General features: G+C 70.5%; 18 protein-coding genes and 1 tRNA gene. 12 read left to right on the forward strand and 7 right to left on the reverse strand.

Translation table 11 applies throughout. The features are described from left to right. Positions 1-25: 25 nt before the first annotated feature. The 3 genes from RM779_RS20920 to RM779_RS20930 form a co-directional block, all read right to left on the reverse strand. Positions 26-508 carry an SAM-dependent methyltransferase gene (locus tag RM779_RS20920; RefSeq protein WP_311619281.1) on the reverse strand — a complete coding sequence of 161 codons (483 nt, stop codon included), beginning with the start codon at positions 506-508 and terminating at the stop codon, positions 26-28. Between the two features lie 37 nt (positions 509-545). After that, on the reverse strand, positions 546-1,940 hold the full coding sequence (locus RM779_RS20925) for a Tat pathway signal protein (protein ID WP_311619282.1): 1,395 nt from the start codon (positions 1,938-1,940) through the stop codon (positions 546-548). A 337-nt stretch (positions 1,941-2,277) separates the two neighbouring features. Continuing rightward, positions 2,278-3,462 carry a DUF3631 domain-containing protein gene (locus RM779_RS20930; protein ID WP_394813351.1) on the reverse strand — a complete coding sequence of 395 codons (1,185 nt, stop codon included), beginning with the start codon at positions 3,460-3,462 and terminating at the stop codon, positions 2,278-2,280. Positions 3,463-3,750: 288 nt separating this feature from the next. Here RM779_RS20930 and RM779_RS20935 point away from each other — a divergent pair, with 288 nt between their 5' ends. The 3 genes from RM779_RS20935 (at position 3,751) to RM779_RS20945 (ending at position 5,912) form a co-directional block, all read left to right on the forward strand. Beyond that, complete coding sequence (locus tag RM779_RS20935; protein WP_311619283.1) at positions 3,751-4,257, forward strand: helix-turn-helix domain-containing protein; 507 nt, start codon at positions 3,751-3,753, stop codon at positions 4,255-4,257. A 192-nt stretch (positions 4,258-4,449) separates the two neighbouring features. Next, positions 4,450-4,671: an excisionase family DNA-binding protein gene (locus tag RM779_RS20940; protein WP_311619457.1), complete on the forward strand. Its 222-nt coding sequence runs from the start codon at positions 4,450-4,452 to the stop codon at positions 4,669-4,671. Beyond that, entirely contained in the window at positions 4,671-5,912 is a 1,242-nt protein-coding gene (locus RM779_RS20945) for a site-specific integrase (protein WP_311619284.1), read from the forward strand. The genes RM779_RS20940 and RM779_RS20945 overlap by 1 nt, the downstream gene beginning before the upstream one ends. A gap of 376 nt (positions 5,913-6,288) precedes the next feature. Here the strand turns inward: RM779_RS20945 and RM779_RS20950 are convergent. From RM779_RS20950 to RM779_RS20970, 4 genes are all read right to left on the reverse strand, one after another. Further along, positions 6,289-6,362 (reverse strand) — tRNA-Gly (locus tag RM779_RS20950). A gap of 297 nt (positions 6,363-6,659) precedes the next feature. Beyond that, positions 6,660-7,235: a dCTP deaminase gene (dcd, locus tag RM779_RS20960; RefSeq protein WP_311619286.1), complete on the reverse strand. Its 576-nt coding sequence runs from the start codon at positions 7,233-7,235 to the stop codon at positions 6,660-6,662. 65 nt (positions 7,236-7,300) lie between these two features. Continuing rightward, positions 7,301-8,032: a Yip1 family protein gene (locus RM779_RS20965; RefSeq protein ID WP_394813352.1), complete on the reverse strand. Its 732-nt coding sequence runs from the start codon at positions 8,030-8,032 to the stop codon at positions 7,301-7,303. A 2-nt stretch (positions 8,033-8,034) separates the two neighbouring features. Beyond that, positions 8,035-10,137, reverse strand: a complete 2,103-nt coding sequence (locus RM779_RS20970) for a (Fe-S)-binding protein (RefSeq protein WP_311619287.1) — start codon at positions 10,135-10,137, stop codon at positions 8,035-8,037. A gap of 233 nt (positions 10,138-10,370) precedes the next feature. On the opposite strand from RM779_RS20970, the gene RM779_RS20975 reads away from it, so the two are divergent. From RM779_RS20975 to RM779_RS21015, 9 genes are all read left to right on the forward strand, one after another. Then, entirely contained in the window at positions 10,371-10,994 is a 624-nt protein-coding gene (locus tag RM779_RS20975) for an NADPH-dependent FMN reductase (RefSeq protein ID WP_311619288.1), read from the forward strand. Positions 10,995-11,119: 125 nt separating this feature from the next. Further along, positions 11,120-12,097: an LCP family protein gene (locus RM779_RS20980; RefSeq protein ID WP_311619289.1), complete on the forward strand. Its 978-nt coding sequence runs from the start codon at positions 11,120-11,122 to the stop codon at positions 12,095-12,097. Between the two features lie 66 nt (positions 12,098-12,163). Continuing rightward, positions 12,164-12,808, forward strand: a complete 645-nt coding sequence (locus tag RM779_RS20985; protein WP_077059959.1) for an NADPH-dependent F420 reductase — start codon at positions 12,164-12,166, stop codon at positions 12,806-12,808. A 14-nt stretch (positions 12,809-12,822) separates the two neighbouring features. Next, positions 12,823-13,572, forward strand: a complete 750-nt coding sequence (locus RM779_RS20990; protein ID WP_311619290.1) for a peptidoglycan recognition protein family protein — start codon at positions 12,823-12,825, stop codon at positions 13,570-13,572. A 7-nt stretch (positions 13,573-13,579) separates the two neighbouring features. After that, positions 13,580-14,683, forward strand: coding sequence for a PP2C family protein-serine/threonine phosphatase (locus RM779_RS20995; RefSeq protein ID WP_311619291.1), 1,104 nt, complete (start codon positions 13,580-13,582; stop codon positions 14,681-14,683). 85 nt (positions 14,684-14,768) lie between these two features. Further along, positions 14,769-16,640 carry a molecular chaperone DnaK gene (gene dnaK, locus RM779_RS21000; RefSeq protein WP_311619292.1) on the forward strand — a complete coding sequence of 624 codons (1,872 nt, stop codon included), beginning with the start codon at positions 14,769-14,771 and terminating at the stop codon, positions 16,638-16,640. Beyond that, a complete protein-coding gene (gene grpE, locus RM779_RS21005) occupies positions 16,637-17,335 on the forward strand; it encodes a nucleotide exchange factor GrpE (RefSeq protein WP_077059955.1) in 699 nt (232 codons plus the stop codon). Before dnaK ends, grpE begins: the two co-directional genes overlap by 4 nt. 42 nt (positions 17,336-17,377) lie before the next feature. Beyond that, positions 17,378-18,571 carry a molecular chaperone DnaJ gene (dnaJ, locus tag RM779_RS21010; protein WP_311619293.1) on the forward strand — a complete coding sequence of 398 codons (1,194 nt, stop codon included), beginning with the start codon at positions 17,378-17,380 and terminating at the stop codon, positions 18,569-18,571. Positions 18,572-18,575: 4 nt separating this feature from the next. Next, complete coding sequence (locus tag RM779_RS21015; RefSeq protein ID WP_077059953.1) at positions 18,576-19,028, forward strand: heat shock protein transcriptional repressor HspR; 453 nt, start codon at positions 18,576-18,578, stop codon at positions 19,026-19,028. The last annotated feature ends 1 nt before the right edge of the window (position 19,029 follow it).

The raw sequence follows: 19,029 nt of genomic DNA on the forward strand, positions 1-19,029 counted from the left end.
CTGAAGGCTCTCGTTTCAACGTCGGCTACTCGTCCGGAGTGGCGTAGTAGTCGGCCAGCATCTCGGCTGGCCAGGTGGGCTGCCGGATCTCGCCCCGTGGGCCCATCTCGGTGAACCAGGGTTTGATGTCCAAGACAGGTGTGCCGTCCACGGCGTCGAGTTCTTCCACGTGGAGGTCGAGGCCGTCCACCTTGAGCAGGCGGCAGCGGCTCACACCGAGCCAGTTCAAGCGACGCATGTTCCGGTGCGCGAAGATCCCTCCGGCCGGCCAGTCGGGGTTGCTCCTGGGGCGCCGGGGCTCGGCGTGCAGGTCGGTGGGGTCGGTCAGGTGGAAGCGGAAGACGACCTCGATGTGGGAGAAGTCGGCCAGCCCGACGACCGATCCCTCGGTGAACCTGTCACTGTCGACGCGGATGATCGAACGGGCGCCACCCCAGAAGTCGTCGCCGGGCTCCGCTCGCCCTCCGACGACGCGGGCCACCGGCACGACCGTGAACTCTTCTGCCATGAGTTGGTCTCTCCTGACGTAGGTCCGATCCCTGCATTCACGCCGACGCTGCCAGGTACGCGGCTGCTCTGCCGTCGAGCTCGACGACGGCGGGGATGCCGCGACGACGCACCGGGGAGAGTGCCTGGCGCATGTCCGCAGCAGTTCGGCGGGCGCGAGCCGAGTGGATACCGTCCATGGCGTCGAGAGCCCGTGCCCAGGTTGCGCACGCTTCCTCGATGGCACCCTGGCTGGCCTGGACGGAACCGAGATACCCAAGGGTCACGGCATGCGTGCGGGTGAAAGTGGATGCCTTGCGGGTGCGGACGCTACGTCGGAATTCGCGTCGCGCACCTTCCAGATCGCCCGTGTCGCGGAGGGCACAGGCAGTTTCATGGGCGAGGCTCGCTTCGCTGAAGAAGAAGATCCTGCCGGGTTCCTCGTCCCCGGGCCTGGCGCCGGCCAGATCGTCTTCTGCGCGGAGAAGTGCTGCGGCTGCGGCCCGCCTCTGGCCGGTCGCGGCGAGGGCACGGGCGTGGACGGCGCCGAGGAGGGCACGCTCCCTGGGGGTGGCCAGCTCATACCGTTGCCCGTCCACCGAGGCCGCGGCCAACTCCAGTGCGTGGTCCGGGTGGCCGAGGTCTACGGCTTGGTGAGCCATGGCTCGCAGCACGTGGCCAGCCATCGGTGCGTCGTCTGCTTCGGCGGCCAGGCCGACTGCCTTGGTGAAGTAGTGCTGTGCGACGGTCTGTTCCGCGTTGTCGAAAGCCATCCATCCCGACAGATACGCCAACTCGCTGGCAGCGGAGAACATGCCCTTGCGTACGCGGTCGTCGGTGAAGCGGCTGTTGAGGTAGGTCCAGACATCGCTGGTGAGATACTGCACGACCGCGGCGCGGGCGTGCCCGCCGCCGTGTCGTTGGTCGATGCGCGAGAAGGCAGCCACCATGTCGCGAGCGGCGTCGAGGTCGCCAAGCCCGATCCTGCGGCGGCCGGTGGCAGAGCGGCTGGCAGCGCGTTCGGCCTGTTGGGTCCACCAGGTAGAGCCTGGCACAGCCAGCGCGGCAACGGAGTAAGCGGCGGCCGACAGAGCACGCCTGCGCCCCTTGTCCAAGTCGAGCCTCCCGAGATCGTTCAGCGCTGCCAGCGTATCCGTACGCCAATCCAGCGTTGGTCCGAGAGCCGGTGTCGTCAGGCCGATCTCTTCTGCGCTCACCGTGCGGCCGAGGTGCCGAGATAGTGCCTCGACGACGAAGAAGACGGTCTCTTCGGCTGGTGAAGCGCCCGCGACCCATTGCGCGACGCTAGCCCTGCTCGTCCGCAAGGAGATCCCCATCTCCGCGGCAACGCCTCGTACCTGCCAGGCCAGAGCCTCGTAGGTGACAGCGCCGGCCTTCAAGGCGGCCCTCAGCAGGGCGTTCGGAGTCCCGTTCTTCCCACCTGGCTTGCCCATCAAGCCCCCTCGGTCTCGGCCTGCGTTCCAACATAGTCGTCACGTTGGGGAGTTGGCTAAACACACTTAACGCATCGCACCGCGCCACACCCTGGGCGTCGACTCCCAGGGCTCGTTGACTGATGAGGCAGCGCTTCGGCGCCCGTTTCGGAGCCTCGGCGTTCAGGAACGGACGTTGTCCACCCCCATCGACGGACGCGCGGGACCAACCATGATTGCAACGGCCAGTCTCACCGAACAGACCCGATATGCCCGAACATTGCCATGCCTGGCGCGGAGCGTCGGCGATTCCCGGTGCTGAGCTGCGCGGGGACGGGTGGGGACGGTTCGAACCGGATCAGGCCGAGGCGGTGGCCTGGTCCGGTTCCGGAACCGGTGCGGGGCAGTAACGGGCCCAGGCGTCGAGGAACTGGGTGCGGGCGTAGCCCTTGGCCTGGGTGCCGCCGGGGAAGCGGTGGTTGCCCGGGCGGATGCCGTAGTCCTCCAGCAGCAGACCGAGACGGCGCGGGGTGATCCCGGTCGGGCCGTGTTCGGCCCACGGCGCTTCGGGGGCGGTGTTGAGCTGGTCGATCAGGCGGCTCGTGCGCAGGGCGGGTGGGTCGCCCTCGGTGGCGAAGACCTCGCGGATGTCGGCCAGGATGCGGGTGCGCAGCCCCGTGTCGGCGTCCCTTCCCGTCTCGTGGGCGGTCATGGCCCGGCAGGCGGTGCGGGCGAGGGCGGGCCACTCACCTCCCCCGAGGTCGGCGATGATCACCAGGGGTTCCCAGGTGTCGGCTGCGCGGTCCTCGACGGGCATGTCCGGCTCCATGTCCTCGGCCTGGGCGCACAGGGGCCTGAGCCAGGCGGCGAGGCGGTCGCGTAGGGCGTGCAGGGCGGGGGTGTCGCGGCCGGTGCGGAAGGCCGCCACACTCTCGCCCGGTGCGCGGCGGCGCATGCGGATGACCACGGAGCGGTCCATGATCGTGTCGGGCAGGTCGCCGATGCCGGCGAGGGCGGCCATGGCGAAGGTGGGGAAGGCGACCGGGGTGTGCTCGGGGCCGGTGACGCGCAGGGTGGGCCGGTTGCGCTGGTGTCCGGCGTTGAGCAGGCCACGCAGGTCCTCGTTGCGCTCGGCCGCCTTGGCGGTGCCGAAGAGGGTGTCGGCCTCGTCGACCAGGAACGTCGGCGGATCCTCATCGGTGATCGAGCGGAAGATCGCCGCCGCGCTGGCGTTGACCGTGATCAGCGGGGCGTGCACGGTCTCGGTCACCACATCCAGCAGCCGCGACTTGCCGCACCGCTTGGCCGGACCGACCACCGCCAGACGCGGCGCGTGCTGCCACGCGGGCTGCAGGTGCGTGGCCGCCACCCACAACGTCACCGCCGTGAGGGCTTCCTCGCTCGGCATCACGACGAACCTCTTGATCCGGGCCCGTAGTTCGGTCAGCACCCGCGCCCCTTCGGACAGCGCACCTGGCGTGGCCCCGCTGGCTGGGGCGTCGGCGGAGGGGAGGGATGGCATGGGCGAGTGGGGATCGGTCATACTGGTGTCAGCTCCTCTGCTCGCGGGCCATACGGGACGGCAATCCCGGCCACGCGGGTCGATCGCTAGGGATGGCGGTTGAGAGGTTTGCGCTTTGGCCCCCGGTGCGAGCCGGGGGCTTCTGTCATGTGACGCGGATCGTGAGACTCCTCGGGCTGGTGGGGCCGGATCCAGACCATGCCACACGATTGCGGATCGCAGGAACTTTCTCCCTGTCGCAGAATGCATGCTACGGTTCACCAATCGCTGCGCCTGGCAGTGGTGCACTACGCATGGAAGGAGGTGGCTGTGGCAGACGAAGAAGCCCCGCAGGGTGTGCTGCTCAGCGGTGAGGCGAACGTCGCGGTGCGCATCAAGCTGGAACGTGAAGCCCGCGGCTGGAGCACCAACACCCTCTCCGACCGCCTCAACGAGGCCGGCTTCGACATGAACCCGTCCGGTGTCTGGCGCATCGAGAACGGCAAGCGCCGCATCAACCTGGACGAGGCCATCGGCTTCGCCGAGGTCTTCGGCCTCGACCTGCGCAACCTCGTCGGCCCCCCGCAACTAGCCGCCAAAGCCCGCGCCATGGAGCTCATCGACGCCGTCGTCCACGCGTTCCGCCAGACCCAACGGGCCAACGCCACCTACGCCACGGCGCGCGACGCCCTCGACGCGTACCTGGCCGAGCACCCCGACGTCCGAAGAGAAGCCGACGTGATGGTCTCCAACGCCATTGCCGAAGCCAGCGCCAGTCACCTGGCCACGACCTACGAGCCTCGGAACGACGCGGTCAACCACGCCCAAGAGGCGTAACTCGCCCGAGTTCTCGCCCTGTCGCCGGAGCTTCCCTCAAGCCCCGGACGGCTCAGTACGCAACCGCCATCCCTAGCGATCGACTCGGCAGGTCGGCATTGCCGTGCCACGGGCCTGCCGGGAGAGGACTCTCCCATGCGCCGAACGGCGATACCCCATGTATCCGCACAGCCCGCACGTGCCGCGACGGAGCTGAGCACCCATGACCGTCTGCTCACGGTGGCAAAGGCCGCCGAGCGGCTCGGCACCAGCGAGCGCTTTCCCCGTCGGCTGATCGCCGAACGCCGCATCGCTTTCGTCAAGGTCGGGCGCCACGTCCGCATCGCCGAGAGTGTCCTCGATGCCTACATCGAGGCACAGACCGTTCAGCCTGCCGTTCGGCGCGCCCGCTCCCGCTACGGCAGGGCCGCCTGATGGCGAAGAAGAAGGCGGCCAAGCGCCGCTTCGGGGCCGTTCGGCAGTATCCCTCGGGTCGTTGGACGGCCAGCTACGTCGACCCCACAGGGCTGCGGCGGCGCTCGCCCGAGACCTTCGCCACCAAGACGGACGCCGACGTCTGGCTGTCCCAGGTCGAGGCGGACCTCACCCGTGGCGACTGGACCGATCCGGATGTCGGGGCGGTCAACTTCGAGGAGTACGCCCTGCGGTGGGTCGAGGAGCGCCAGCTCGCCGCCACCACCGGCGAGCTCTACCGCCGTCTGCTCCGCCTGCACATCCTGCCGAGGTTCCGGCAGTGGGACCTTGACGAGGTGACCCCGCCCCGCGTTCGCGCCTGGCGTGCCGAACGGCTGGAGGCCACGGGCGCCGACACGACGGTCGCCAAGGCGTACCGACTGCTGAAGGCCATCCTCCAGACGGCTGCCGACGACGAGTTGATCCGCCGTAACCCATGCCGGATCAAGGGCGCGGGCAAGGAGTCCGCCGACGAGCGGCCGGTGGCGACCGTTGAGCAGGTCGACACCCTGGCCGACGCGATGGGGCCGCGCTGGCGGCTGATGGTCTACTTCGCGGCCTACGCCAGCCTCCGTCCTGAGGAGCAGGCCGAAATGCGCAGGCATGACGTGCTCCTGCCCGAAGAGCCCGACCCTGACGAGCCCCGTGAGCGTGAGGCTGAGCCTGAACCGGTCCTCTTGCTCATCAGCAGGGCGGCGCCCGAGCTGACCACCGGCCACCGGGTGACCGGCGAGACCAAGTCGCAGGCCGGGAAGCGCACGGTCGTGCTGCCGGGCTTCCTGTACGTCGATGTGCGGCGCCACCTCGACTGGTTCGCCTCCAAAGAGCCCGAGGGGCTGCTGTTCGTCGGCGAGCGTGGTGCACCGTTCCGCCGCTCCACCTTCGGTCGGAAGTGGCGCAAGGCGCGGATCAAGGTCGGGCTGCCGCCCAACTTCCGTTTCTACGATCTTCGGCACACCGGCAACACCCTCGTGACCCAGTCCGGCGGCACGCTCAAGGACGTCATGGTCCGCGCCGGCCAGTCGACGGAGAAGGCTGCGCTGATCTATCAGCATTCGCCCCTGGAGCGCCAGAAGGAAGTCGCCCACGGCCTCGACACCCGTGTTCGGGTGGCTCGCAGGGGTATCGCGGACGGCCACGGCAAGGGACGGTCAAGCTCGGACAGCGGGCCAAGTGGTGCGCGAGTGGTGCGCCACGCCTGACACCCTCCGACACCCGCCTCAGGGGGCCGACATGCTGCCGTCTCGGCCCCCTGAGACGGTCGCTACAGGCACGAAGACAGCGCCTGCGGAGCAGATCGGAGTCACCCCCGCTCACTCAACTTCCCATGGGGACAGAGGATTTGGTGTGCCTGTGGCCGCTGCTCTGGCTGCGCCACTCGACCGAGGGTTGTGTGATGCAGGTCACATGAAGTCGGTCTCGCCATTTGAGACGCATGTCGAACATGTAAACGATCGCACCCCCGTGCGTCGTGCCTGGGCGTCATTCGGCGGCTCAAGTGGTGCGCAAGTGGTGAGAGGGGCCTGGAGAGGTCTGGACAACAAACAAGCTCCAGGTCGCTGACCTGGAGCTTTGTCGTGGAGCGGGCGACGAGAATCGAACTCGCGCTCTGAGCTTGGGAAGCTCATGTTCTACCATTAAACTACGCCCGCGTGACCGGCTCGGGGGCTGGTCTTGGGGGTTAGCCTACCTCATCTTGGTGGGCTCCGTGTACGTCGGAGTGCCGTCGTGGTGGGGGGTGCTTCTTCCTCTAATGTGGCCTTCGCCGTTGTCAAGTCGCATGGGAGAGGGAAGCGTTGCAGACCAACACCGTGGTGCGTTGTGCCGAGGGGCATGTCTTTGTTGCGGCTCGGTTTCCCTTGCGGCAGTTGGGGCGGGAGCGGATCGGGCCGGGGCGGTTGTTGCGGTGTCCGCGGTGTGCCCGGCTGCGGAGTGCGGTGCCGGTGGGGTCAGATGCGGGTGCGGTGGAAGTTGAGGTAGGAGCGGGAGGGGGTCGGGCCGCGCTGGCCCTGGTAGCGGGAGCCGGCGCGTGATGAGCCGTAGGGGTGTTCGGCCGGGGAGGTCAGCCGGAACATGCAGAGCTGGCCGATCTTCATGCCGGGCCAGAGCTTGATCGGCAGCGTGGCCATGTTGGACAGCTCCAGGGTCACGTGACCGGAGAAGCCGGGGTCGATGAAGCCGGCCGTGGAGTGGGTCAGCAGGCCGAGGCGGCCGAGGGAGCTCTTGCCCTCCAGGCGGGACGCGACGTCCTCGGGGAGGGTGATCACCTCGTAGGTGGAGGCGAGGACGAACTCGCCGGGGTGCAGGATGAACGGCTCGTCGCCCGGCGGCTCGATCACGCGGGTGAGGTCGGGCTGTTCGGTGGCGGGGTCGATGTGGGGGTAGCGATGGTTCTCGAAGACGCGGAAGTAACGGTCCAGCCGGACGTCGATGCTCGACGGCTGGACCATGGTCGGATCGTAAGGGTCGATCCGTACACGGCCGGCGTCGATTTCCGTACGGATGTCCTTGTCTGACAGAAGCACGCCCCGAGGCTACCGGAGGGGCTGGTGGCCGCCCGCCCGCCGGGCGGCCGGCCACCACCGCGCGGCTACAGCGTGCCGAGCTTCACCAGCATCAGCAGGGCGAGCAGTTGGATCGTGGAGGCGGCCAGGGCGCGGGGCCAGGCGATCTCGTGGGAGCGGCTGACCATCATGGTGAACAGCGCACCCGCGCCCAGCCACGTCGCCCAGCCGATCACCTGGACGACCGGGTCGGCGCCGCCGAGGAAGATGGCGAGGGCGAGCCGGGGCACGTCCGTCAGGGTCATGATCAGCATGGCGAGCCCGGCGGTGGGCGCCCACAGGCCGTTGCCGCCGAACTGCCGGGCGAGGTTGTGCGTGACGGTGCTCAGGACGAGGGCGCCGAGGACCATGGCGAGGCCGGTGACCAGCAGGTACGGCGCGACCGTCGAGGCCGTGGTGTCGAGGATCTCCTCGCGGGCCTGGTCGAGGCCGAAGGCGGCGACCAGGCCGTAGAGGAACGTGACGATCAGCGCGGGCCACCACATGGCGTAGTCGCGCATGTGCCAGTAGGTGCGGCTTGAGCGGAAGACGACGCCGGTCAGCAGCTCCCGCCAGGGCAGCGGCGGCGGGGGCGGGGGCGGCTGCGGGGCAGCCGCCGGCGCTCCGGCGGCGTACGGGTCGCCGTGGTACGGGTCGCCGTAGTGCGGGTCGCCGTGGTGCGGTGCGTACTGCGGGTCCTGCGGGTACGGCTGCGGGGCGCCGGCGTACGGCGTCGGCGGCGGGTTGCCCTCGTCGCGCCTTCTTCTGAATACGGCCACGCCTATGAACGTACCGATTCCAGCAGCAGCTGTGCCACGTCGACGACGCGCAGGTCCTCCTTGGCGGCGCCGTCGTTCTTCTTGCCGTTCACCGAGTCGGACAGCATGACGAGGCAGAACGGGCAGGCGGTGGAGACGATGTCCGGGTTGAGGGAGAGGGCTTCGTCGACACGCTCGTCGTTGACGCGCTTGCCGATCCGCTCCTCCATCCACATGCGGGCGCCGCCCGCGCCGCAGCAGAAGCCGCGTTCCTTGTGGCGGTGCATCTCCTCGTTCCGCAGTCCTGGGACGCGGCCGATGATCTCGCGGGGCGGGGTGTAGACCTTGTTGTGGCGGCCCAGGTAGCAGGGGTCGTGGTAGGTGATCAGGCCCTCGACGGGCGTGACCGGGATCAGCCGGCCCGCGTCGATCAGGTGCTGGAGCAGCTGGGTGTGGTGGATGACCTCGTAGGTGCCGCCGAGCTGCGGGTACTCGTTCGCGATGGTGTTGAAGCAGTGCGGGCAGGTGGTGACGATCTTCTTGGCGCCGGCCGCGTCGAGGGTTTCGACGTTCTGCTGACCGAGCTGCTGGAACAGGAACTCGTTGCCGAGGCGGCGGGCGGAGTCGCCGGTGCAGGCCTCGTCGCCGCCCATGATGGCGAACTCGACGCCGGCGATGTGCAGCAGCTCCGCGAACGCCTTGGTGGTCTTCTTGGCGCGGTCCTCCAGGGCGCCGGCGCAGCCGACCCAGTAGAGGTAGTCGATCTCGGTGAGGTCCTCGACGTCGGTGCCGACGACGGGGACGTCGAAGTCGACCTCCTTCGTCCACTCCAGGCGCTTCTTCTTGGCCAGGCCCCACGGGTTGCCCTTGCGCTCCAGGTTCTTCAGCATCGTGCCGGCCTCGCTGGGGAAGGACGACTCGATCATGACCTGGTAGCGGCGCATGTCGACGATGTGGTCGACGTGCTCGATGTCGACGGGGCACTGTTCGACGCACGCGCCGCAGGTGGTGCACGACCAGAGGACGTCGGGGTCGATGACGCCCTGCTCCGCCGCGGTGCCGATCAGCGGGCGTTCGGTGACCTCGCCGGTCTCGCCCGCCAGCAGGTAGGGGGCGGCGGCGTGCGCCTGGTCGCGCAGGGACATGACCAGCAGCTTCGGCGAGAGGGGCTTGCCGGTGTTCCAGGCGGGGCACTGGGACTGGCAGCGCCCGCACTCGGTGCAGGTGGAGAAGTCGAGCAGGCCCTTCCAGGAGAAGTGCTCGATCCGGGAGACGCCGAACTGCGCGTCCTCGTCGGGGTCCTCGAAGTCGATCGGCTTGCCGGCGGAGGTCATGGGGAGCAGCGCGCCGAGCGAGACGGCGCCGTCGGCGTTCCGCTTGAACCAGATGTTGGGGAACGCCAGGAACCGGTGCCAGGCGACGCCCATGGCGGTGTTCAGGCCGATGGTGATGGCCCAGGTCATCGAGACGCCGATCTTGATCATGGCGACGAGGTAGACCAGGTTCTGGAGGGTGCCGGTGCCGAGGCCGTCGAACGCGGCGACAAGGGGGTAGCTGAGGAAGTATGACGCCTGGTAGCCGTCGGCGTGGTGCAGCGCGCCTTCGAGGCCGCGCAGCACGAGGATCGCGACGCCGATGGTGAGGATGACGTACTCGACGAAGTACGCCTGCCAGGGCGTGGACCCGGCGAAACGGGACTTGCGGCCGAGCCGGGAGGGCAGGCTCAGCAGCCGGATGGTGATCAACGTCACGATGCCGACGACCGTCATGGCGGCGATGAACTCGATGTACATCTCGTACGGCAGGAAGCCGCCGAGCAGCGGCAGCGTCCAGTCGGCCTCGAAGAGCTGCCCGTACGCCTGGGCCACCGTCAGGATGAGGGTGAAGAAGCCGATCGCCACGAACCAGTGGGCGACGCCGACGATGCCCCACCGGTTCATCCGGGTGTGGCCGAGGAACTCCTTGGCGAGCGTGGCGCTGCGCCGCTTCCACGCGTCCGTGCGCAGGCCCGCGGGGACGGGCTGGCCGAGCCGCAGGGTGCGGAAGAGGTGCAGCACGGCCCGGCCGAGCAGCGCGACGGCGACCGCGGTGAGCACCAGCGATACGACGATGGCGGCGAGTTGCATGGCGGCTCCTCGAACCTGCGGATCTTCATTGACGTGCGGGCGGACGGCTGACGGGCGTGCTGGCAAGATAGCTCAGCGCCATCTTACTAGGCGGTAACTTACCCGCTCCCGCCGGGCCCACGCCCTCGGCCGGACGGCGGCGCCGCGGGCGGGGCTTGACTTCAATATAACTTTAAGTTCCAGGCTGTATTCCGTCGCGCCGTTCCGTCGCGCCCCGACCGAAGGGATACGCCATGTCCATTGCCCACGACACCCACGACACCCACGACACCCACGACACCCACGACGCACGGCCGCTGCGCCTTGCCGTGATCATCGGCAGCGTCCGCGAGGGCCGCTTCGGGCCGACCGTCTCCCGCTGGTTCGCCGAACGGGCCGCCGCCCGGGAGGACATGACGGTCGATCTGGTCGACCTCGCCGAGCCGGCCGCCGCCCTGCCGCTCGGCATGGGCGAACCGGGCGACCCGCACACCGCGTTCGCGCAACGGCTCGGCGCGGCCGACGCGTTCGCCGTCGTGACGCCGGAGTACAACCACAGTTACCCGGCGGCGCTCAAGAACGTCATCGACTGGCACCACGGCGAATGGCAGGCCAAGCCGGTCGGCTTCGTCTCCTACGGCGGGCTCTCCGGCGGCCTGCGGGCCGTTGAGCACCTGCGGCCCGTCTTCGCCGAACTGCACGCCGTCACCGTCCGGGACACCGTCAGTTTCCACGACGCCTGGTCGCGCTTCGACGACAAGGGCCGGCCGCTGGAGCCCGCGGGCTGCGACGGTGCCGCCAAGGCCATGCTCGACCAGCTCGCCTGGTGGGGCCACGCGCTCCGCACCGCCCGCGCGAGCCGCCCCTACGGCTCGTGAACGCCATCGCCCGAGACGCGGCGGGTCGGCCGATTGGCGTCGTGCCGCGCGTCCGTTCGGAGGAAGCCATCGACAAATAATCCCAAATAACTTATGGCGTCCGACGGGCCGCGCAGGATGGGCGCATGACGCGCGGTCAGAAAATCCTGTGGTGGCTGCTGCTGGCCTTCGGGACGCTCCTGGCGATCACGGCCGGCACGGCGCTGTGGGCGTACCAGAAGCTGAACGGGAACATCCGCACCGACCACGCCGCCGCCGAGGCGCTGGACCGGGACGCGGCGAGGCGGCCCGCCGCGGAGCCGGGCGAGGGCAGGAACATCCTGGTGATCGGGCACGACCGGGGCTCCGGCACCGGCAACGCGCGGTCCGACACCGTGCTGCTGCTGCACCTCTCCGGCGACGGGCGCCGGGCGGACGCGGTGCACGTGCCGCGCGACATCGTCGTGGACATCCCGGCCTGCCGGACGGCCGGGGGCGAGCGGAGCGAGGCCGCCCGGGACCAGTTCAACTGGGCGTTCCAGCACGGCGGCGCGGCCTGCACGATCCTGACGTTCGAACGGCTCTCCGGTATCCGCGTCGACCATCACCTCGTGCTCGGTTTCGACGGGTTCGCCGACGTCGTGGACGCGGTCGGCGGCGTCGAGGTGGAGCTGGCCGAGGACGAACGCGACCCCAACGTGGGCCACGACCTGTCCGCCGGGCGGCACCTCCTCGACGGCGAGCGGGCCCTGGCCTACGCCAGGGCCCGGGTGCACGTCGGCGACGGCAGCGACCTCAACCGGCTCCAGCGCCAGCAGCACCTCCTCGGCCTGCTCCACGAGCGCATCACCGCACAGGGCACGGTCACCGACCCGGCGCAGCTGTACCCGCTGCTGAAGGCCGTCACCTCGGCGATCACCGCGGACCCCGGGCTCGACTCGCTGGACGAGCTGCACGGCCTGGTCAAGGACGTCCGGGCCGTTCCCGACGGCGGGGTGACGTTCCGCACCGTGCCAACCGTTCCGCATCCCACCCGGCCGGACCGCCTCGCCCTCGACACCTCCCCGGCCGGGCGCCTCTTCGCCGCGCTGCGGCAGGACCGGGCGCTGCCGCGCGTCGCCTGAGCCGCTGCCCGAGCCGCCGCCTGAGCCCGAGATGCGGGGCCCCTGGGGGCGTGCTGGCATGGAGAAATGATTGTGACGATCGTGGGCGCGGGCGCCATGGCCCGCGGCGTGGCGACCATCGCGCTGGCCGGCGGGCACACCGTGCGGCTGATCGACCGGACGCCCCGGAAGGCGGCCGGGCTCGCGGACGAGCTGCGCGAGGCCGCGCCGGACGGCGAGATCACGGCGTCCGACGCCATCGGCGTCGAGGACGCCGACCTCGTGGTGCTTGCCGTGCCCTGGCCGGCCGGGCGCGAGGCGGTCGCCGAGTACGGCACCGCGCTCGCCGGCTCGGTCGTCGTCGACATCAGCAACCCCGTGGACTTCTCGACCTTCGACTCGCTGGCGGTGCCGCCCGGCACCTCGGCCGCCGAGCAGATCGCCGCCGACGCGGCCCCGGGAACGCCGGTGGTCAAGGCGTTCAACACCACCTTCGCCACCACGCTGCTGGCCGGCCGCGTCGACGGCAAGCCGCTGGACGTGCTGATCGCGGGGGACGACGAGGACGGCAAGGGCGCCGTCGCCGACCTGGCCGCCGCGGGGGGCCTGCGCCCGCTCGACGTGGGGCCGCTGCGCCGGGCCCGCGAGCTGGAGGGCTTCCAGTTCCTCCACATGGCCGCCCAGGAGCGACTCGGCCTGGGCTGGTCGAGCGCCGTGAAGATCCTGCCCTGAGCCGGGGAGGCGCCGTGTGGTCACGCCGAATAGCCCTGTGGGCCGCGGTCCTGCCGGTGGCAGCCGTGGTCACCTGGGACGCCCCGCAGCTGACCGCGGCCACGCCCGCGCCGCCCGCCGCCGAGCACCGCTGGCCGCCGGTGAAGCGGGCCGCCGCCGCGCCGGCCGTGGTCACGCGTTCCGCCTGGGGGGCCGACGAGGACCTGCGGCACGAGGCCGTCACCTATACGGGCCCCGCCCGCGCGGTCTTCGTGCACCACACCAGCCACCCCGACGACTACGACTGCGCGGACGTGCCCGAGATGCTGCGCGGGATGCAGGCGGACCACGTGCACCGGATGGGCTGGGACGACCTGGGCTACAACTTCGTCGTCGACAAGTGCGGGAAGATCTACGAGGGCCGTTCCGGCGGCCTCGACCGCTTCGTGCTGGGGGCGCACACCACCGGTTTCAACATGGACAGCGTCGGCATCGCCGCGCTCGGCGACTTCGGCGACGCGGGCGACGTACCGGCCGCGCTGGTCACCGCCATCGCCCGCATCGCGGCGTGGAAGCTGCGCCCGGGGACCGACCCGCGCGGGCGGGTGGAGATGGTCTCGACGAACGACGACAGCCGTGTCCCCGAGGGGGACCCGGCCGAGCTGCACGTCGTCTCCGGGCACCGGGACATCGTGCAGACCCACTGCCCGGGGGACGCGCTGCACGCCGAACTGCCCGCCATCCGCGCGAAGGCGGCGGCGCTGCGGATCTCGGCCGGGCGCTGACGTTCCGATGGCGAGCCCCGCCGCGCGCAGCGCCGACGGCCTCCAGCCCCGCTGGCTGCGCGTGCTGCCGCTCGTGCTGCTCACCGGGGTGGGCGTGGCGGAGTGGATGGCGCCCGGCTGGGTGCAGCTGGCGTTCCTGTTCGCGGCGCTGCCGCCGCTGACAGGGCTGGTGTACGGGCCGCGCATGACGACGCTCCTGTCGGTGCTCGCGCTGCTGCTGCTCGTACTGCCGGTGACCAGGCCGCCGCATGTCAGCGACGCGGACCTGGGGGCGGTCGGCGCGATCTCGGCGGGCGGCGTGGTGGTGTCCTGGATCAGGACGCGGTACGTGCGGGACTTCGTCGTGGTGCGCAACGTCGCCGAGGAGGTGCAGCGCGCCGTGCTGCCGCCGCTGCCGGAACGGGTGGACGGGGTGCGGTGCGCGGCTCTCTACCGGGCGGCGCAGGTCGGGGCGCTGGTCGGGGGCGATCTGTACGACGTAAGGACCAGCCCGTACGGGGTGCGGGCCCTGGTGGCGGACGTGCAGGGGCACGGGCTCGCGGCCGTGGGCACGGTGACGGCGCTGCTCGGCGCGTTCCGGGAGGCGGTGCTCGACGAGGCGGACCTCGGGGCGGTGGCCGCGCGTATGGACCGCAGGCTGCTCGTGGACGCGGAGAACGCGGGCGAGCCGACGGAGCTGTTCGCGACGGCGCTGCTGCTGGAGTTCCCCGCGGCCGGCGGCGAGGTGCGCCTGCTGAGCTGCGGGCATCCGCTGCCGCTGCTGATCAGCGACGGGCGGGCGCGGGAGCTGCCGGCCGAGCCGGGCCCGCCGCTCGGCCTCGGGGTGGCCGGGTCCGCTCCGCCGCGGGCCGCGTCGGCGGCGCTGCGCGCCGGGGACGTGGTGCTCGGTTACACGGACGGCGTGACGGAGGCGCGGGACGCGGCGGGTGCGTTCTACCCGCTGACGGGCCGCCTCGCGGGGGCGGTGGGGCGGGAGTGGCCCGCGGGGCGGGTGCCCACGTCGGGTCTTGTGGAGTACGTGTGGCGGGACGTGACCCAGTTCGCCGGTGCGATACAGGATGACGTGGCGCTGCTGGCCTTGAGCCTCTGCCGACGACAAGAGTTGAGCTGACTCGGCTCAGGGTATTTGACGGGGGCGGTCGCCTGCGGCAGTCTTGAGTCAGTTGCACTCAAGCTAGTAGCTGGAGGATACCGAAATGGCACGTGCGGTCGGCATCGACCTGGGCACGACGAACTCCGTCGTCAGTGTTCTCGAAGGCGGTGAGCCCACCGTCATCACCAACGCCGAGGGCGCCAGGACCACGCCGTCCGTCGTCGCCTTCGCGAAGAACGGCGAAGTGCTCGTCGGCGAGGTGGCCAAGCGCCAGGCCGTTACCAACGTGGACCGGACGATTCGTTCCGTCAAGCGCCACATGGGCACGGACTGGAAGATCGGCCTGGACGGCAAGGACTTCAACCCCCAGCAGATCAGCGCCTTCATTCTCCAGAAGCTGAAGCGGGACGCCGAGTCCTACCTGGGCGAGAAGGTCGCCGACGCGGTGATCACCGTCCCGGCGTACTTCAACGACCACGAGCGGCAGGCCACCAAGGAGGCCGGCGAGATCGCCGGGCTCAACGTGCTGCGCATCGTCAACGAGCCGACGGCCGCCGCCCTCGCCTACGGCCTGGAGAAGGACGACCAGACCATCCTGGTCTTCGACCTCGGCGGCGGCACGTTCGACGTGTCGCTGCTTGAGATCGGCGACGGCGTGGTCGAGGTCAAGGCCACCAACGGTGACAATCACCTCGGCGGCGACGACTGGGACCAGCGCATCGTGGACCACCTGGTCCGCCAGTTCGCCAACGCGCACGGCGTGGACCTGTCCAAGGACAAGATGGCGCTCCAGCGGCTCCGCGAGTCCGCCGAGAAGGCCAAGATCGAGCTGTCCTCGTCCACCGAGACCACGATCAACCTGCCCTACATCACGGCCTCCGCCGAGGGCCCGCTGCACATGGACGAGAAGCTGTCCCGTGCGCAGTTCCAGCAGCTCACCTCCGACCTGCTGGAGCGCTGCAAGACCCCGTTCCACAATGTGATCAAGGACGCCGGTATCCACCTGTCCGAGATCGACCACGTGGTGCTGGTCGGCGGCTCGACCCGGATGCCCGCCGTGGCGGAGCTGGTGCGCGAGCTGACCGGCGGCAAGGACGCCAACAAGGGCGTCAACCCCGACGAGGTCGTCGCCATCGGCGCCAGCCTCCAGGCCGGCGTGCTCAAGGGCGAGGTCAAGGACGTCCTGCTGCTCGACGTCACCCCGCTGTCCCTCGGTATCGAGACCAAGGGCGGCATCATGACCAAGCTGATCGAGCGCAACACCACGATCCCGACCAAGCGCTCCGAGATCTTCACCACGGCGGAGGACAACCAGCCGTCGGTGCAGATCCAGGTCTACCAGGGCGAGCGCGAGATCGCCGCGTACAACAAGAAGCTCGGGATGTTCGAGCTGACCGGGCTGCCCCCGGCGCCGCGCGGCGTGCCGCAGATCGAGGTCACGTTCGACATCGACGCGAACGGCATCATGCACGTCTCCGCCAAGGACCTCGGCACCGGCAAGGAGCAGCGGATGACCGTCACCGGCGGCTCCGCGCTGCCGAAGGACGACATCGAGCGCATGATGCGCGACGCCGAGCAGTACGCCGACGAGGACGCCAGGCGCCGTGAGTCCGCCGAGACGCGGAACCAGGCGGAGCAGCTCGTCTACACCACGGAAAACTTCCTCAAGGAGAACGGGGAGAAGGTTCCCGGCGAGGTGAAGACCGAGGTGGAGGCCGCCATCGCCGATCTGAAGGAGCAGCTGAAGGGCGAGGACACGGCCGCCATCCGCGAGGCGTCCGAGAAGGTCGCGGCCACCAGCCAGAAGCTCGGCCAGGCCATGTACGCCGACGCCCAGTCGGCGCAGGCCGCGGGCGGCGCCCCCGGCGGGGACGGCGCGGGCGCGCCGGGCCAGGGCGGCGACCGGGCCGCCGACGACGATGTCGTCGAAGCCGAGATCGTGGACGACGACAAGCCGAAGGGCGGTGCGGCGTGACCCAGGACCCGCAGGGCTTCGACAAGGAGCCCGAGGTCCCCGACGCCGAGGCGGCGACCCCGGAGGTGCCGGAAGGGGCCACCGGTCCGCAGGAACAGCCGGGCGGCGAGGCCGCCCCCGGCGGGGACGGCGGCACGCCGGACCCGCAGCCCTCGGCGCAGGACCCCCAGATTCTGCAGGACGTCGCGCTGACGGCCCAGCTGGACCAGGCGCGCACCGCGCTGCACGAGCGGACGCAGGACCTCCAGCGGCTCCAGGCGGAGTTCCAGAACTACCGCCGCCGCGTGGAGCGCGACCGGGTCGCGGTCAAGGAGGTGGCCGTGGCCAATCTCCTGACCGAGTTGCTGCCGGTGCTCGACGACATCGGCCGCGCGCGGGACCACGGTGAGCTGCTCGGCGGCTTCAAGCAGGTGGCCGAGTCGTTGGAGATGGTCGCGGCGAAGATGGGCCTCGCCCAGTTCGGCAAGGAGGGCGAGCCCTTCGACCCGATCGTGCACGAGGCACTGATGCACAGCTATTCGCCGGACGTCACCGAGACGACGTGCGTGCAGATCCTCCAGCCGGGGTACCGCATCGGCGAGCGCACGATCCGTCCCGCCCGGGTCGGCGTCGCGGAGCCGCAGCCGGGCAAGCCGGCCGAGCAGGAGGAGAGCGCTGCCGAGAAGGACGACGGCGGTGGCCCGGACGAGGGCTGACGCCGCGGTGAGCGGGCCGACGCGGAAGGAGGGGCGCCGGGGATGAGTACCAAGGACTTCATCGAGAAGGACTTCTACAAGGTTCTCGGCGTCCCGAAGGACGCCACCGAGGCCGAGATCAAGAAGGCGTACCGCAAGCTCGCCCGGGAGAACCACCCCGATGCCAACACGGGCGACGCCAAGGCCGAGGACCGTTTCAAGGACGTGTCCGAGGCGTACGACGTGCTCGGCGACCCGAAGCGGCGCAAGGAGTATGACGAGGCGCGCGCGCTGTTCGGCAACGGTGCCTTCCGGCAGGGCCCCGGCGGGGGCGGCCAGTTCAACTTCGACCTGGGCGACCTGTTCGGCGGCGGCCAGCCGGGCGGCGGTCCGGCCGGCACCGGTCCTGCCGGGGCCGGCGGGTTCGGCGGCGGGCTCGGGGATGTCTTCGGCGGCCTGTTCAACCGCGGCGGGCCGGGTACGCGCACCCAGCCGCGCCGCGGCCAGGACATCGAGTCGGAGGTGACGCTCAGCTTCACCGAGGCGGTCTCCGGCGCGACCGTTCCGCTGCGGATGTCCTCCAGCGCGGCGTGCAAGGCGTGCTCCGGCACCGGCGACAAGAACGGCACGCCCCGCGTGTGCCCGACCTGCGTCGGCACCGGGCAGGTCAGCCGCGGCGGCGGGGGCGGCTTCTCGCTCACCGACCCCTGCGTCGACTGCCGCGGGCGCGGGCTGATCGCCCAGGACCCGTGCCAGGTGTGCAAGGGCAGCGGGCGCGCGACGAGTTCGCGGACGATGCAGGTGCGCATCCCGGCGGGCGTGGACGACGGGCAGCGCATCCGGCTGCGCGGCAAGGGCGCGCCGGGCGAGCGCGGCGGGCCGCACGGCGACCTGTACGTGGTGGTGCACGTCGACGCGCACCCGGTGTTCGGCAGGCGCGGGGACAATCTCACGATCACCGTGCCGGTGACCTTCCCGGAAGCCGCGCTCGGTGGTGAGATCAAGGTACCGACGCTGGGTGGTCCGCCGGTGACGCTGAAGCTGCCGCCCGGCACGCCGGGTGGCCGCACCATGCGGGCGCGCGGCAAGGGGGCGGTGCGCAAGGACGGCACCCTCGGCGACCTGCTGGTCACCATCGAGGTGGCCGTACCGCGCGATCTGGGCGACGAGGCGAAGAAGGCCCTGGAGGACTATCGCGCCACGGCAGAGGGCGAGGACCCCAGGGCGGGGCTGTTCGAGGCCGCGAAGGGAGAGTAATGAGATGAACGGCCGGAACGGACAGAGCAGCAACCCCTACGAACTGACCGAAGAAACTCCGGTGTACGTCATCTCCGTCGCGGCTCAGCTTTCCGGGCTGCACCCGCAGACGCTGCGGCAGTACGACCGCCTCGGTCTGGTCTCGCCGGACCGGACCGCGGGCCGCGGCCGCCGGTACTCGGCGCGCGACATCCAGCTGCTGCGCGAGGTGCAGCGGCTGTCCCAGGACGAGGGCATCAACCTCGCGGGGATCAAGCGGATCATCGAGCTCCAGACGCAGGTCGCCGCGCTCCAGGCGAAGGTGGTCGAGCTCCAGCAGGCCGTGGAGGGCGCCGCGGTCGCCATGCGGCAGCGCGAGGCGCAGGTCCACGCGTCCTACCGCCGCGACCTGGTGCCCTACCAGGACGTCCGGCAGTCCGCCGCCATCGTGGTCTGGCGCCCCGAGCGGGGGCGCTGAC

Source organism: Streptomyces johnsoniae, assembly GCF_031845565.1.
Classification (GTDB): Bacteria; Actinomycetota; Actinomycetes; order Streptomycetales; family Streptomycetaceae; genus Streptomyces; species Streptomyces johnsoniae.